The sequence below is a fragment of the Enterovibrio gelatinilyticus genome (genome assembly GCF_028683095.1).
Taxonomy (GTDB): domain Bacteria; phylum Pseudomonadota; class Gammaproteobacteria; order Enterobacterales; family Vibrionaceae; genus Enterovibrio; species Enterovibrio gelatinilyticus.
In genome coordinates this window covers 1-14,569 of sequence record NZ_JAJUBC010000036.1, presented here as the reverse complement: position 1 = coordinate 14,569, position 14,569 = coordinate 1, and the positions used below count along the sequence as shown (strand labels likewise).

Below are 14,569 nucleotides of genomic sequence, written 5' to 3'. Positions count from 1 at the left end.
TCAGAAATTAAAATTTGGAGCGACACACGAGGTTCGAACTCGTGACCTCAACCTTGGCAAGGTTGCGCTCTACCAGCTGAGCTAGTGTCGCATTAAAGAGCGTCCGAATGATTTCGGCAATTTCTGAAGCGAATGACAAGGTAACTTGCGTTTCGCACTTTCGACGAATCGAAAGAGTTTGAAGCAACACACGAGGTTCCCGATCTTCAAGGATTAGGTGTGACCTAAACCTTGGTAAGGTTGCACTCTGCTCGCTGAGCTAGTGTCGCATCATAGTGCCGATTTACACCGGGCTTATTTTTCACTCTCGACGAATCAAAAGTGCTTTCTCTTTTTGAAAGAGTTTGGAGCGACACACGAGGTTCGAACTCGTGACCTCAACCTTGGCAAGGTTGCGCTCTACCAGCTGAGCTAGTGTCGCATCACAGTGCCGATTTGCATCGGGCTTTTCTTTCACTTTCAACGAATCAAAAGTGAATTCTCTTTTTGAAAGAAATTGGAGCGACACACGAGGTTCGAACTCGTGACCTCAACCTTGGCAAGGTTGCGCTCTACCAGCTGAGCTAGTGTCGCAAAGATCTTTCATGATCATCAAGTGATCTTTATTTCTAATGACCCGCAAACTTTGCATGATCTGCTATCGACAAATCGATAACGTCCTGTTCCACAAGAGAAGTGGAGCGACACACGAGGTTCGAACTCGTGACCTCAACCTTGGCAAGGTTGCGCTCTACCAGCTGAGCTAGTGTCGCTTAATCAAAGACAATTGTCTCTGTCAGGGCTGCGAATTATACGAAGAAAAATCAGGGATGCAAGCCTCTAAACTCATAAATTTTGAAATTTCTTCGTATCGCTTATTTTGGCATCAGATCGTAAAGATCTTACTTCTGTAGTAGCGCAGTTCTTCAATTGACTCTCGGATGTCATCCATTGCCAAATGAGTCCCTTGCTTTTGGAAGCCAGTCAGAAGATCTGGCTGCCAGCGTCTGACCAACTCTTTGATGGTACTGACGTCGACGGTGCGGTAATGAAAGAAGCGTTCTAGTTCAGGCATATGCTGATAAAGGAATCGACGATCTTGCCCTACGCTATTGCCACAGATCGGAGAAACACCTGCAGGCACCCAATCTTTAAGAAACGCGATCGTTTCTTTGATAGCTTGCTCTTCATTCACTTTGCTCGCTTTCACACGATCCACCAGCCCACTGCGAGTGTGTGTGTTCGTGCACCACTCATCCATTATTGCCAATTCATCGTCAGATTGATTAATGGCTATGACTGGGCCTTCGGCTAAAACATTAAGTTCAGCATCTGTAACAACGGTAGCGATCTCAATGACTTTATGAACCTGTGGATCAAGTCCTGTCATCTCAAGATCAATCCAGATTAAATTCTTATCGCTGAAAGACATCCAAATTGCCTATTTTACAAATAAACCATGTATCATACTTAGCCTGACTTGAAAGCCAACTAAACTAGCGACATTCTCGTGGCAAAAAAGAAAAATCTCACAAAAGGCCAATTGCGCCGAGTACGGACAAACCAAAATAAACGAATTGATCGTCAGCAAAAGGATGTCCAGTGGGATGAATCCTTACTGGAATCAGCCCGTGAAGGGGTCGTGATCACTCGTTTTGGACAACACGCAGATATTGAAGATCTTCAAACCGGTGCTGTTCAACGATGTAACCTTCGCCGCTCAATCGAAAGCTTGGTGACTGGGGATACTGTCGTCTGGCGTCCTGGCGTTAAAACATTGCAAGGCATTGCTGGCGTTGTGGAAGCTGTCCACGAACGTCACTCAGTGCTTACTCGCCCAGATTACTATGACGGTGTAAAACCAGTCGCAGCCAACATTGATCAAGTTGTGATCGTTTCTGCAATTCTACCCGAACTGTCTACCGACATTATAGACCGTTACTTGATTGCTACCGAACAGGTTGATTTCAAGCCTCTAATCGTGATCAACAAAATAGACTTGCTTGATGAAAACGGTCTCGACATCGTAAAGAACATGCTCGCGATTTATCATCAAATCGGTTACGACGTCATGATGGTTAGCCAGAAAACAGGTGAAGGTATGGCTGCGTTAAAAGCAAAGCTTGCTGACGTAACCAGTATTTTTGTCGGCCAATCGGGAGTCGGTAAATCCAGCTTGGTGAATGTTCTGCTTCCAGAAGTGAATGCCGAGACGTGCGAAGTATCTGAAAACTCAGGACTGGGTCAGCACACTACCACCACTGCTCGCCTTTATCACTTCCCCGATGGAGGCGATCTTATTGATAGTCCAGGGGTACGTGAGTTCGGACTTTGGCACTTGGAGCCAGAGCAAGTCACACTAGGTTTCAAAGAGTTTCGTGATTACATTGGCGGCTGTAAATTCCGCGATTGCAAACACAAAGACGACCCAGGTTGCTTGATCCGAGATGCAGTTGAAGGTGGTAAGATCAGTACCGAGCGCTTTAATAGCTACCACAAGATCATCGATAGCATGTCTGAAATGAAGGCAAATCGACAGTTTTCACGCAATAAAGAAAACTGATCGTCCATCGATTTTCCCCCTCCATCTGGTTAGCGGCCTGTTAATTTTGTAAACTAGGCCGCTTTTTACATTTCGGCCTTTGGGATTTCTCTAAGCCATTCGACGAGTTAGGAATAACAACTGTGTCTAACGATTTGAAAATTGGTCTGCAGTACTGCATGCCAAAACATCTACTAACCCGCCTTGTAGGTAAACTTGCTGCTGCTAAAGCCGGCTTTTTGACGACCGCTGTGATCAAATGGTTCGTACGTCAGTACAAGGTGGAAATGGGTGAAGCTAAAAATCCAGATCCAGCAAGCTACCCAACGTTCAACGATTTCTTTGTTCGTGAATTGAAGGACGGTGCTCGTCCAATCAATGATGAAGCAAGCGTCATTAGCCACCCCGCTGATGCTTGTGTCAGTCAAGCTGGTCCTATCGAGCAAGGCCGACTGATCCAAGCCAAAGGTCACACCTTTGATGCGTGCGAATTACTCGGTGGTGACGCAACATTGGCTGAAGAATTTGCTGACGGTGATTTTGCGACCTTATATCTGTCGCCGCGTGACTATCACCGTGTTCATATGCCATGCGATGGCACGCTTCGCCAAATGATCTATGTGCCGGGTGACCTGTTTTCGGTTAACCCACTCACTGCTGAAAATGTGCCAAACCTATTTGCACGCAATGAGCGTGTAGTGTGTATTTTTGACACCGCATTTGGCCCACTTGCACAAGTGCTTGTCGGTGCAACTATTGTAGGTAGCATCGAAACCACGTGGGCAGGCACCATCACGCCACCTACTGGTCAAAGCATTCGTCGTTGGGATTACCCTGCCGAAGGCGATCAGTCAGTCACCATTCAGAAAGGCGCAGAAATGGGTCGCTTCAAATTGGGATCGACCGTGATCAACCTATTCCCGAAAGGGGCGATTACCTTTGACGAGAGCATTGTCGCTGGCAAAGCAACCCGCATGGGAGAGAGCTACGCTCATCAAAAAGTCGCGATACACAATCAAGAACAGAGCGAAATAGAAACCGTTTAACGGCAAAATTACGATCTGCGACGAAAAGGGCATTATTGCCCTTTTTTTGTGCACAAACTTTATCAGAGCACAGAGTATTTTCTTTTCTCCCCCGTATGCTGTTGAAAGTAAAATGGCATCCAACTCAATGAATTAAAACATGAATATGATGCCATCACTTCATTCAAAGAGGATGGGATCAGCCTTATGTCGACACTCTCTCGTGCGGTAATACTTAAATTTGTCATTGCCTTTGGCATCCCGCTCGGCATTTTACTCATGCCTACCGATTGGATCCCTCTCGACAATTTAACGATCATCCAGCATCGTCTGCTCGCTATCTTCCTACTCGCAGCATTACTTTGGGTACTCGAACCCGTTCCCGTTTTCGCCACATCAATTCTCATCATCGCACTCGAACTGATCATGATTTCCGATAAGGGACTCAATATGTTTCGAGACACAACGTCTGATCATGAATTAGGCGATCTCATCGCGTACACCGATATTTTCAGCGCCTTCTCATCGCCGATCATTATCCTTTTCATGGGCGGCTTTTCCCTTGCGATTGCGGCGTCAAAATACGATTTAGACAACAACCTCGCTCGCGTACTTCTCAAACCTTTCGGCAATAAACCACGCTTTATCATGCTTGGTCTTATGTTGATCACCGCGGTGTTTTCGATGTTTATGTCTAACACTGCCACCACTGTGATGATGCTCGCGCTACTGGCTCCGATTGTTGCTTCCGTCCCTAAAGGAGACACGGGGATCAAAGCGCTGGTCCTCTGCATTCCTATCGCTGCCAACACTGGCGGTATTGCGACACCAATCGGAACGCCGCCCAACGCAATTGCTTTGCAATATCTCACTGGGGAAAATGCCATTAGCTTTTTAGATTGGATGGCAATGGGCTTGCCCTTTGTGGTGGTGCAACTGGCATTCGCATGGTGGTTACTGCAAGCACTCTACCCCGCCAGTCAAAGTGAAATGAGGCTTAAGCTAAACGGGAGATTCCAAAAAAGCTGGCGCGCTTATACGGTTTACACGACCTTCGCCGTCACGATACTGCTTTGGATGACTACCAGCCTTCATGGCATGAACACATATGTCGTGTCGATTGTTCCTCTGGCCATCTTCACCCTCACTGGCATTATGGGCAAAGAAGAATTGAAGCTCATCAATTGGGATGTGTTGTGGCTTGTCGCCGGTGGTATCGCCATCGGCTTAGCGCTTGATAAAACGGGGTTGGCCTCTGCACTTGCACACGCCGTTGATTACGATACCTTGTCCCCTGTAGCGGTCGTACTTACGCTATCCCTCATTTGCTGGTTGATGGCAAACTTCATGTCGAATACCGCCACAGCGAACCTTCTTATGCCGATTGCGGCTGCTGTAGCAACGTCCATGCAAAGCCTATCCGCCATAGGGGGAATTCAAGGACTATTGGTTGTGGTCGCATTTTCTGCTTCACTTGGCATGATACTACCTGTGTCGACGCCCCCTAACAGCTTGGCATATTCGACGGGGTTAATTGAAAGCAAAGACATGGCCAAAGTCGGCCTTATTTTGGGTATCACTGGCTTAATCATGGTGTATGGTGCCATGCTTATTATCACCTAGCGCCTTTTCTTACTTAGCACTTTCGAACGTCTGATCGGAAAGGCCGCAGGGCCTTTCCCCAAGTCCCAAGTCCATATACACTCTCGCTCCTTTTCAAATTTAACAACGCGAACTTTGGCTCGCATCTTATGAGGACGCTCTCTTGGGATATGAATGGCTAGCGCTTGCCGCCGCCTTTCTTTGGGGTATTTCCAGCCTAATATCGGTGACGCCCGCTCGCCACTTAGGCAGTTTTGCCTATAGCCGTTGGCGTATGGCCAGTGTGTCAATCATGCTGTCACTCTTAGCGCTATTTACCGGAGGATGGGCAACCGTCACGTCGGACATTTGGTGGCCCATGGCGGTGTCTGGCCTGATTGGTATATTTATTGGTGATACCGCTCTGTTTGGCTGCATGAATCGAATCGGTCCGCGACGCTCAGGCCTTTTGTATTCCTGCCACGCAGGCTTTTCTGCTCTGCTAGGTATCTGGCTATTTGGTGAAACCCTACAAGGCATTCGACTTGTCGGCGCTATCTTGGTGTTTTCCGGCGTCATGATTGCCGTCTTTTTCCGCCAAAGCGGAAATGCCCACCAATGGGAAGAAACGAAAGGTAGCTTGGGCGTCGCCATCGCCCTTGGTTTAACAGCGGCGCTTTGTCAGTCGTTAGGTGGCGTGATTGCTAAACCCGTCCTGACGGGTAACGTTGATCCCATCGCTGCATCAGCCATTCGTATGATTGCGGCATTTGCCGCACACGGCATACTCGTTCTGTTGCAAGTGCGTGTTGCACAACCAGTGAATCCAATTAACTGGCGTATTTTCGGTATGGTGGTGGTCAACGGCTTCCTTGCTATGGCCGTCGGCATGACGCTGATTATGTACGCGTTGAAGTGGGGCGAAGTGGGTATGGTGGCACTGCTGTCATCAACCACACCTGTCATGGTCCTGCCACTCATTTGGCTGTTCACCAAAGTGCGTCCATCACCGAGTGCGTGGATTGGCGCCGCGCTTGCGGTAACAGGAGCAGGACTCATTGTTTCAAGCTAGGGCTGTTCAGTCGCCTTCAACGCTCGAACATAAAAACGCCGCATTTTGATTGCGGCGTTTTCAGTTAAGCGCGTCCAACAGGGAAAGCGATAACGTCATCGATGTGTGATTTACCTAGCGCCAACATGATCAAACGATCAATCCCCAAGGCAACGCCTGCACAATCAGGCAAACCATGTCGGATTGCTTCAATCAAGTGGTCGTCGATAGGCTGCGCGTTCAGTCCCATGCTTTCGCGCTTTCGGTTGTCTTCTTCAAAACGAGCAAGCTGCTCATCAGCATTGTCCAGTTCATAGAAACCGTTAGCTAGTTCAATGCCTTTGAAGTAAACCTCAAAACGCGCGGCAACTCGTTTATCATCACTACATACTTTCGCAAGTGCGGCCTGTGATGCAGGAAAGTTATACACAAAAGCAGGCACTGTTTGCCCAATATCAGGCTCGACACCCACGCTAAACAGCAATTGCAGCAAGGTATCACGGTCTTCTTCAGGCTCAGCGATATCTGACAGCCCCAGCGTTCTTGCTGCCGATTTTAGCTGCGCCATTGTGCCCTCGAGTGGACAGACTCCAAGCACAGAGATGAACGCATCTTGATAGGTCATACGCTCAGCTTGACCTAAGCGCATCACAAGTTGCAGCAGCACATCCATCTCATCCATGAGTGCGTGATGGTCAAATCCCGGGCGATACCACTCCAACATAGTAAATTCAGGGTTGTGGTGACGACCCGCCTCTTCGTTACGAAAGGCTTTATTGATTTGATAGATGGCACCACTGCCAGCAGCCAACAACCGTTTCATGTGAAACTCAGGGCTCGTCATCAAATAAAGCGGTATACCTTTCGCATAACCAGGGCCGACAAAATCGGTTCGGAAAGTATGTAAATGAATATCTGTGACCGTCGCTTGACTCATTGCGGGTGTGTCTACTTCCATGACGTCGCGCTCTGCAAAAAACTGACGGATATTACGCATCAAGGTTGCGCGTGCTTTTAATGTCTCGATATCAGACGTAGGACGCCACTGCGGAGTCATATTGAATCATTCTCTTTCATTGGGATTGGCCACATTGTATCTCTTGCTGCCTTCTTATAGAAAGCCCTCTACCATCAAGTCGAATTTATGTTTTCGAGTGCTTGAACAAGTCAAAGATATTAGCGCCATCAAACTGAAAGCCGCTGTTTATTCGCCTCAAGCATACATCAAATAAAAACCTTTAAAAATAAAGAGTTAAATCACCCAAGTGCAATGCATTTTTTACGTGTCAGAAACATACGAAATGGCTAGGTAACCCGCTATTAACATGTGTATTTTCTTTCTCTGACGACCCAGATCACACTTCTGTGGCTTAACGCCCAAGAAAGCCGAAAAGTCGGAACAAATACCCTTTCAGGTCAAATAGTGATGAGGCCAAGTTCCCTAAGATGGGGATAGCTTTTGAGTTCGATGCACAGATTGCATCTCTTATTTTTTAACAATCCTCCGGAGGATAGCTGTGAAAACAATTACCACAGATATCGCTGTTATTGGCGCTGGCGGCGCTGGCCTTCGTGCCGCTATTGCTGCAGCTGAAGCAAACCCAGAACTAGAAATCTCTCTGATTTCTAAGGTATACCCGATGCGCTCCCACACGGTGGCCGCTGAGGGTGGTTCTGCCGCCGTCATCAAGGATGAGGATAGCCTCGATAACCACTTCAACGATACCGTTGGCGGTGGTGATTGGCTTTGTGAACAGGATGTTGTGGAATATTTCGTTGAGAATGCGACTCGCGAAATGATCCAATTGGAACAATGGGGTTGCCCATGGAGCCGCAAAGAAAACGGTGACGTAAACGTTCGTCGTTTCGGTGGCATGAAAGTTGAGCGCACGTGGTTCGCGGCTGATAAAACTGGCTTCCACATGCTTCACACGCTTTTCCAAACGTCTATCAAGTACAAGCAAATTAAACGTCTTGACGAGTACTTCGTGGTGGACTTACTCGTTGTAGACGGTGAAGCACAAGGCCTGATCGCCATTCATATGTCTGAGGGCGAGTTGGTCTGCATTAAGGCAAAATCCGTCATTCTGGCAACAGGAGGCGCAGGCCGCGTTTATAACTGCAACACCAACGGCGGTATCGTAACAGGCGACGGCATGGCAATGGCCTATCGCCATGGTGCTGCACTGCGTGATATGGAGTTTGTTCAATATCACCCAACGGGCCTGCCAGGCACCGGCATTCTGATGACGGAAGGTTGTCGTGGTGAAGGCGGTATTATCGTCAACAAAAACGGCTACCGTTACCTTCAAGATTATGGCATGGGCCCAGAAACACCGATTGGCCAGCCAAAGAACAAATACATGGAACTCGGCCCACGCGATAAAGTCTCGCAAGCATTCTGGCACGAGCAGCAAAAGGGCAACACAATCAAACACGCACTGGGCGATGTGGTGTTGCTAGATCTTCGCCACCTAGGTGAAGAATACCTTAACGAACGTCTGCCATTTATCTGTGAATTGGCAAAAGCGTATGTCAACGTTGACCCAGCCAAAGAGCCAATCCCTATTCGCCCTACTGCGCACTACACCATGGGTGGTATCGAGACGAACGGCAAGAACGAAACCACGATCAAAGGTTTGTTCGCTGTAGGTGAGTGTTCATCTGTAGGCCTTCACGGTGCTAACCGTCTGGGTTCTAACTCGCTGGCTGAGTTGGTGGTATTTGGTCGCGTTGCAGGTGAAGGTGCTGTTGAGCGTGCTGCTGAATTCACTGGCTGGAATGACGAAGAGATTACCCGTCAAATCGCAGCGGTTGAAGCGCGTATCGATGCACTCTTGAATCAAGAAGGCGATGAGAATTGGGCCGAAATCCGTACTGAAATGGGACACACCATGGAAGCGGGCTGCGGTATCTACCGTCGCGAAGATCTCATGCAACAAACCATCGACAAGCTCACTGAGCTTAAAGAGCGTTACAAGCGCATTAGTATTCAAGACAAAGGCAAAGTGTTTAACACTGATCTGTTGTATGCCATTGAAGTGGGCTACGGCCTTGAAGTGGCAGAGGCCATGGCACACTCTGCAATCATGCGCCGCGAGTCTCGTGGTGCGCACCAGCGTCTTGACGAGGGTTGCACAGAACGCGATGACGCGAACTTCCTGAAACACTCTCTGGCTTTCTATAACCCAGATGCAGCGCCAACCATTACATATGGTGACGTGAAAATTACGAAATCTCAGCCGAAAGCACGCCTATATGGTGCTGCTGCGGAAGAAGCTGAAGCTGCGGCTAAGAAGGCTGAAAAACAACAGAAGGAGCAGGCATAATGTCAGACAATCGCATTCAAAAAGTCAGCATTCTTCGCTATGACCCGTCGAAAGATGATGAGCCTCGCCTGCAAACCTTTAACGTGCCATTCGACGACACCATGTCGGTATTGGATGCACTAGGTTACATCAAAGACCATCTCGACAAGCACCTCGCGTATCGCTGGTCTTGCCGAATGGCAATCTGCGGCTCTTGCGGCATCATGGTGAACAACGTACCAAAGCTTGCATGTAAAGCTTTCCTACGCGATTACCCTGATGGCGTGACTATCGAACCGCTCGCTAACTTCCCAATTGAAAAAGATTTGATTGTCGACATGACGCCATTTATTGAGCGTCTTGAAGCGATCAAACCTTACATCATTGGCAACGACCGCACACCTGAAGATGGTGCAAATAACCAAACGCCAGAGCAAATGGCTCGCTACAAGCAGTTCGCTGGCTGTATTAACTGCGGCCTTTGTTACGCTGCCTGCCCTCAATTTGGTCTAAACCCTGAATTCATCGGCCCTGCTGCGCTAACGTTGGCTCACCGCTACAACCTTGATAGCCGTGACAACGGTGCGCAAGAGCGTATGGCCCTGATCAATGGTGAAAACGGCGCGTGGGGTTGCACCTTCGTCGGCTATTGCTCTGAGGTTTGCCCGAAAAGCGTTGATCCAGCAGCAGCCGTTAACCAAGGCAAAATCGTATCGTCTCAGGACTTTGTCATTGCCATGCTCAAACCTGATGGTTCACCAAAGAAAGTGGAGGATTAAGGATGTCTAACCGTAAACCTTACGTTCGTGAAATGAAGCGTACATGGTGGAAGGATCACCCTTTCTACCGCATGTATATGCTGCGTGAAGCAACGGTATTACCACTGATTTTCTTTACCTTGTTCCTAACATTTGGCCTAGGTAGCTTGGTGATTGGCGAAAGTGCTTGGCAGAACTGGCTAAGCTTCATGGCAAATCCTGTCGTTATCGCGATCAACATCGTGGCACTGATCGGAAGCTTGTTCCATGCACAGACGTTTTTCAGCATGATGCCACAGGTGATGCCAATTCGTATCGGTGGCAAAAAGTTGGATAAGAAGATCATAGTGCTGGCTCAATGGGCAGCCGTTGCAGTGATCTCTGCCGTTGTTCTGTTTGTGGTTTAACACCATACAAGTGAGGAGATAAAGCGTGGTCGATTTGAATCCAAAACGTTCTGACGAACCAGTATGGTGGGGACTATTTGGCGCAGGCGGTTCTTGGTTTGCAATGATTACCCCTGTAACCATTTTGGTTCTTGGGATCATGGCACCAATGGGCATTCTAGACGCAGAAGCCCTGAGCTATGAGCGTGTAACTGGTTTTGTCACCAGCTTCATTGGCGCATTGTTTGTTATGGGTACTTTGTCTTTGCCTATGTGGCATGCGATGCACCGCTTGCACCATGGCATGCACGATCTGAAGTTCCATACAGGAACTGCTGGAAAAGTGGCGTGCTATGCCGCTGCATTCTTGGTAACTGCACTGTCTGTGATTTTCATCTTTATGATTTAATCTCACAGGCACGAAAAAGGGAGCTTTCGCTCCCTTTTTTATTCCTACTGTCTGTGCACCATTATTTCTTTGGCATCTGGTGCAACGCTTCCATTTTTTCCATCATCCCCAATGCCCTTAGACCGACAATCACATCAAGGTTAGAGGTCATCTTTCCGCTGTTACCACGCCAAAGTAATGCTTTGGTTCTTCAATCTTGTGGTCTTTCAAATTGTCGTACAATGCAGTCGAGTTATCGCGATGCAATTCCACCAAATAGACGTCACAATTAGAACCGTACGCGTCATAGGTCGCTTTAGGCACCTCCGATTCTGCTTCACCTTTTGCTAGGATAGCCATGGCTTCAAACAGGCCAGCTTTGGCACTCGCCTGTTGAATCGCAAACAGGGAAATAACTCACGGAATTACAGACACAAAAAAGGCCACCTAAGCGACCTTTTTACTGCAAAGCAGATGACCCGTGATTACTTGACGCGGCTCACGTATTCGCCAGAGCGTGTATCCACTTTGATCACTTCACCGATTTGAATGAACAAAGGCACACGAACAACAGCGCCCGTGATCAATGTCGCTGGCTTGCCGCCAGTACCAGCGGTATCACCCTTCAGACCAGGATCTGTTTCAGTCACTTCAAGCTCAACAAAGTTTGGCGGAGTAACAGCAATTGGGTTACCGTTCCAAAGTGTCAATGTGCAACGGTCATTCTCTTTCAACCATTTAATGTTATCACTGACTGCTTTTTCATCAGCAGCGATTTGCTCGAAAGATTCTGCGTTCATAAAATGCCAGAACTCACCGTCTGTGTAGAGGTAGTCTAGTTCATGATCCATTACGTCGGCAGCTTCCACTGAGTCGCCTGACTTGAATGTCTTCTCCAGCACTTTGCCAGAAAGCAGCTTGCGGATTTTTACGCGGTTGAACGCTTGGCCTTTACCAGGCTTAACGAATTCGTTTTCGATAATGACACAAGGTTCATTATCAAGCATAATTTTCATTCCACCGCGGAATTCATTGGTGCTAAAAGACGCCATGTCTATCCTCTTAACATCTTCGAAGTTGTCATAAATGCCGGACATAATAACCCGAAACGCATCGCCTGTTGAGAAAAAGTGGCTCAAAGAGATCGCAAATGCTGTCTCAGATCCTCAAATTCTTCTGCAACAGCTCGAGATCGAGCCTACACCATGGATGACCGGCTTCTCTGCACGCACCTTGTTCTCACAACGTGTGCCACAAAGTTTCATCGATAGAATGGAGAAAGGTAACCCGAATGACCCGCTTTTGCGTCAAGTATTGCCTGTTATCGAAGAGTTTGAGGAAGCGATAGGCTTCACCATAGACCCACTAGACGAACAAGATAATGATGTTCCCGGACTCCTTCATAAGTACAAAAATCGTGTGCTTATGATTGTAAAAGGCGGCTGTGCGATCAATTGTCGATACTGCTTCCGTCGACATTTCCCTTATGAAGACAACAAAGGCGGCAAAGAAACCTGGCGCAAAACGATCGCTTACTTGCAAGATCACCCGGAAGTCGATGAAGTTATTCTGTCTGGTGGGGATCCACTAATGGCGAAAGACCATGAACTGCAATGGCTAATTGAAGCGATAGAATCCGTGCCTCACATCAAGCGCCTTCGTATTCACTCGAGACTGCCTGTCGTGATTCCATCAAGGGTGACATTAGCACTTACTCACATGCTTCAATCATCAAGGCTTGGAGTGGTATTGGTCACCCACATCAACCATGCCAATGAGATTGATGATGAGTTACGTGCGTCAATGGCGAAGCTCAAAATAGCCGGAGTCACCCTTTTAAACCAAAGTGTGCTGCTGCGTGGCGTGAATGATTCTGTCGAAGCGCTGAAAAACCTGAGCAATAGTTTGTTTGATGCAGGTATCTTACCGTACTACCTGCATGTTCTGGACAAAGTGAAAGGAGCAGCGCATTTCTTAGTCGCTGATGAAGAAGCGAAAATGCTGATGTCTGGGCTTATCAAAGAAGTTTCCGGCTACTTGGTTCCACGCCTAACACGTGAAATCGGCGGTCGTGATAGCAAGACACCTCTCGACCTTCATCTCGAATAAAACAAGTAAGTCAATACCAACCTAAAAAACTGCTTGATAAGCAGTCAGTTGCAAGTAATGATGAAAAGTCCCTCTTGTATTACCTCGGAGTGACTATGCCTGTAACTGTTCGTCCTGTAGAGCCTCGCGATATTCCAGCAATCCAACAACTCTATGCCTGCCCAAAAGCACAAGCTGGTACGCTACAAATGCCATTACCTTCGCTTGCGATGTGGGAAAAACGACTCAGTAACCTACCGGATAACGTCTACTGCCTGGTCGCGGAAGAAGAAGATAAGATAGTAGGTCAGTTGGGATTTGAAGCCAACCGTCGCGCACGCAGACGTCATGTGGGTGAATTCGGCATGGCTGTGCATGATGACCACACCGGAAAAGGCGTTGCCAGTAAGCTGCTTAGTACCATGATAGATTTGGCCGACAATTGGTTGAACCTACGTCGAATCGAATTAACCGTTTATAGCGACAATGAGGCCGCTATTGCCTTGTATAAGAAATTTGGATTCCAGCAGGAAGGCAGGGCCGTGGATTACGCTTTTCGAAATGGGGAATACGTCGATGCACTTTACATGGCGCGTTCGAACACGCCCAAAGGTTGATCAACGGCTTCTAACTATCAGCGTGAAAACGAGTTTTTCGCGCTCTTCCTCCCGAATTTACCGTTGAGTTTATCAAACAACAACTAAGCTGCTTTCTTATCCATAATGGATATAGTCCACTTCAATAGATATCGGAGATGAATAACATTCTTTGAATGACTCACTTCAATATCTAAGCCTAAAAAGAGCCAGTTATACGAATATTTTTTGGGTTAGTCTGTCTGTTCCAATTGATGCAAATCAACAAGCACACCTAGCTCCAAGAGATCGACTTCACCTCGTTCTTCAATCCATACTTTGATTGACTCCCTGTCCTGCGCTGTCGCGGAGCCATATCGAAGCGCTGAACCCACAACAAGCTCAATATCTTTCATACCACCGCCAGCAACAAGTAGATGACGAGATTCTGCAAAATCAGCCAAGGATTCAATAAAAGTATCCAGTTCTTCGTCGTTTTCGGTATTCAGCTTCAGACTGATCACAAAGCCAAACACCGCAAACTCATCTAGGTACAGCTTCTTTCTCAATCGTTTAGAACGTTGTGATGGCATGGATATATTCCTGTCAGCTAACAAGTGCTGACAGTGTAGAAGTTAGTCTTGGGCTTGTCGGTATCAAAGGTTAAAAAACGGGAGGAAAATGCTTTGTAAGCGAAAGCAGCAATGTCTGTTTTGGCGCTGGATGTAGGCAAATTTCTCGATGCGTAAGCGAACTGTTAGCACCAGCTTCTAAAAAGCCTAATTACTCCTTCGCAAAGTCCTCATAGGCCTCCATCTGAAGTTAACCGACATGGTGGATGTACATTATTGGTATATTTTTGCTAAACGCAAAAAAGCCCTGACCGTC

15 protein-coding genes and 4 tRNA genes are annotated in these 14,569 nt (G+C 47.6%); 10 read left to right on the top strand and 9 right to left on the bottom strand.

Features of this window, described 5'->3' with window-relative positions:
* Positions 1-15: 15 nt before the first annotated feature.
* The 5 genes from LRP50_RS22275 to orn all read right to left on the bottom strand — a co-directional run bounded on the left by LRP50_RS22275 (position 16) and on the right by orn (position 1,411).
* Positions 16-91 (bottom strand) — tRNA-Gly (locus LRP50_RS22275).
* Between the two features lie 254 nt (positions 92-345).
* Positions 346-421: transfer RNA gene (locus LRP50_RS22270), tRNA-Gly, on the bottom strand.
* 76 nt (positions 422-497) lie between these two features.
* Positions 498-573, bottom strand: a tRNA-Gly gene (locus tag LRP50_RS22265).
* 103 nt (positions 574-676) lie between these two features.
* Positions 677-752, bottom strand: a tRNA-Gly gene (locus tag LRP50_RS22260).
* 113 nt (positions 753-865) lie between these two features.
* Complete coding sequence (gene orn, locus LRP50_RS22255; RefSeq protein WP_274166623.1) at positions 866-1,411, bottom strand: oligoribonuclease; 546 nt, start codon at positions 1,409-1,411, stop codon at positions 866-868.
* 78 nt (positions 1,412-1,489) lie between these two features.
* On the opposite strand from orn, the gene rsgA reads away from it, so the two are divergent.
* The 4 genes from rsgA (at position 1,490) to LRP50_RS22235 (ending at position 6,199) form a co-directional block, all read left to right on the top strand.
* Entirely contained in the window at positions 1,490-2,542 is a 1,053-nt protein-coding gene (rsgA, locus tag LRP50_RS22250; protein ID WP_274166622.1) for a small ribosomal subunit biogenesis GTPase RsgA, read from the top strand.
* A gap of 122 nt (positions 2,543-2,664) precedes the next feature.
* Positions 2,665-3,567, top strand: a complete 903-nt coding sequence (gene asd / locus LRP50_RS22245) for an archaetidylserine decarboxylase (protein ID WP_274166621.1) — start codon at positions 2,665-2,667, stop codon at positions 3,565-3,567.
* A 186-nt stretch (positions 3,568-3,753) separates the two neighbouring features.
* Positions 3,754-5,169 (top strand): SLC13 family permease, encoded by a 1,416-nt coding sequence (locus LRP50_RS22240; protein WP_274166620.1) that lies wholly within the window; start codon positions 3,754-3,756, stop codon positions 5,167-5,169.
* 142 nt (positions 5,170-5,311) lie between these two features.
* Entirely contained in the window at positions 5,312-6,199 is an 888-nt protein-coding gene (locus LRP50_RS22235; protein WP_274166619.1) for a DMT family transporter, read from the top strand.
* Positions 6,200-6,263: 64 nt separating this feature from the next.
* Here LRP50_RS22235 and epmA read toward each other — a convergent pair whose 3' ends face one another.
* A complete protein-coding gene (gene epmA, locus LRP50_RS22230; protein ID WP_274166618.1) occupies positions 6,264-7,235 on the bottom strand; it encodes an elongation factor P--(R)-beta-lysine ligase in 972 nt (323 codons plus the stop codon).
* Positions 7,236-7,695: 460 nt separating this feature from the next.
* Here epmA and frdA point away from each other — a divergent pair, with 460 nt between their 5' ends.
* From frdA to frdD, 4 genes are read left to right on the top strand one after another with little or no spacing between them, the layout of a single operon-like run.
* Entirely contained in the window at positions 7,696-9,507 is a 1,812-nt protein-coding gene (gene frdA, locus LRP50_RS22225) for a fumarate reductase (quinol) flavoprotein subunit (protein WP_274166617.1), read from the top strand.
* A complete protein-coding gene (locus LRP50_RS22220; RefSeq protein WP_274166616.1) occupies positions 9,507-10,265 on the top strand; it encodes a succinate dehydrogenase/fumarate reductase iron-sulfur subunit in 759 nt (252 codons plus the stop codon). Before frdA ends, LRP50_RS22220 begins: the two co-directional genes overlap by 1 nt.
* 2 nt (positions 10,266-10,267) lie before the next feature.
* On the top strand, positions 10,268-10,651 hold the full coding sequence (frdC, locus tag LRP50_RS22215) for a fumarate reductase subunit FrdC (RefSeq protein WP_274166615.1): 384 nt from the start codon (positions 10,268-10,270) through the stop codon (positions 10,649-10,651).
* A gap of 25 nt (positions 10,652-10,676) precedes the next feature.
* Positions 10,677-11,039, top strand: a complete 363-nt coding sequence (gene frdD, locus LRP50_RS22210; RefSeq protein ID WP_274166614.1) for a fumarate reductase subunit FrdD — start codon at positions 10,677-10,679, stop codon at positions 11,037-11,039.
* A gap of 147 nt (positions 11,040-11,186) precedes the next feature.
* Here the strand turns inward: frdD and LRP50_RS22205 are convergent, their stop codons facing one another.
* Complete coding sequence (locus LRP50_RS22205) at positions 11,187-11,378, bottom strand: hypothetical protein (protein ID WP_274166613.1); 192 nt, start codon at positions 11,376-11,378, stop codon at positions 11,187-11,189.
* 125 nt (positions 11,379-11,503) lie between these two features.
* Complete coding sequence (efp, locus tag LRP50_RS22200; protein WP_028023417.1) at positions 11,504-12,070, bottom strand: elongation factor P; 567 nt, start codon at positions 12,068-12,070, stop codon at positions 11,504-11,506.
* 34 nt (positions 12,071-12,104) lie between these two features.
* On the opposite strand from efp, the gene epmB reads away from it, so the two are divergent.
* Both epmB and LRP50_RS22190 read left to right on the top strand, forming a co-directional pair.
* Positions 12,105-13,127, top strand: a complete 1,023-nt coding sequence (gene epmB / locus LRP50_RS22195; protein ID WP_274166612.1) for an EF-P beta-lysylation protein EpmB — start codon at positions 12,105-12,107, stop codon at positions 13,125-13,127.
* Positions 13,128-13,222: 95 nt separating this feature from the next.
* Positions 13,223-13,723, top strand: a complete 501-nt coding sequence (locus tag LRP50_RS22190) for a GNAT family N-acetyltransferase (RefSeq protein ID WP_274166611.1) — start codon at positions 13,223-13,225, stop codon at positions 13,721-13,723.
* A 212-nt stretch (positions 13,724-13,935) separates the two neighbouring features.
* Here LRP50_RS22190 and LRP50_RS22185 read toward each other — a convergent pair whose 3' ends face one another.
* Positions 13,936-14,274 (bottom strand): 50S ribosome-binding protein YggL, encoded by a 339-nt coding sequence (locus LRP50_RS22185; RefSeq protein WP_274166610.1) that lies wholly within the window; start codon positions 14,272-14,274, stop codon positions 13,936-13,938.
* Between the last annotated feature and the right edge of the window lie 295 nt (positions 14,275-14,569).

Coding starts and splice junctions, on each gene's coding strand:
- LRP50_RS22220 (WP_274166616.1), top strand. CDS start 9,507: ATGTCAGACAATCGCATTCAAAAAGTCAGCATTCTTCGCTATGACCCG.
- LRP50_RS22205 (WP_274166613.1), bottom strand. CDS start 11,378: ATGGCTATCCTAGCAAAAGGTGAAGCAGAATCGGAGGTGCCTAAAGCG.
- LRP50_RS22240 (WP_274166620.1), top strand. CDS start 3,754: ATGTCGACACTCTCTCGTGCGGTAATACTTAAATTTGTCATTGCCTTT.
- LRP50_RS22190 (WP_274166611.1), top strand. CDS start 13,223: ATGCCTGTAACTGTTCGTCCTGTAGAGCCTCGCGATATTCCAGCAATC.
- efp (WP_028023417.1), bottom strand. CDS start 12,070: ATGGCGTCTTTTAGCACCAATGAATTCCGCGGTGGAATGAAAATTATG.
- epmB (WP_274166612.1), top strand. CDS start 12,105: ATGCCGGACATAATAACCCGAAACGCATCGCCTGTTGAGAAAAAGTGG.
- frdC (WP_274166615.1), top strand. CDS start 10,268: ATGTCTAACCGTAAACCTTACGTTCGTGAAATGAAGCGTACATGGTGG.
- orn (WP_274166623.1), bottom strand. CDS start 1,411: ATGTCTTTCAGCGATAAGAATTTAATCTGGATTGATCTTGAGATGACA.
- epmA (WP_274166618.1), bottom strand. CDS start 7,235: ATGACTCCGCAGTGGCGTCCTACGTCTGATATCGAGACATTAAAAGCA.
- LRP50_RS22185 (WP_274166610.1), bottom strand. CDS start 14,274: ATGCCATCACAACGTTCTAAACGATTGAGAAAGAAGCTGTACCTAGAT.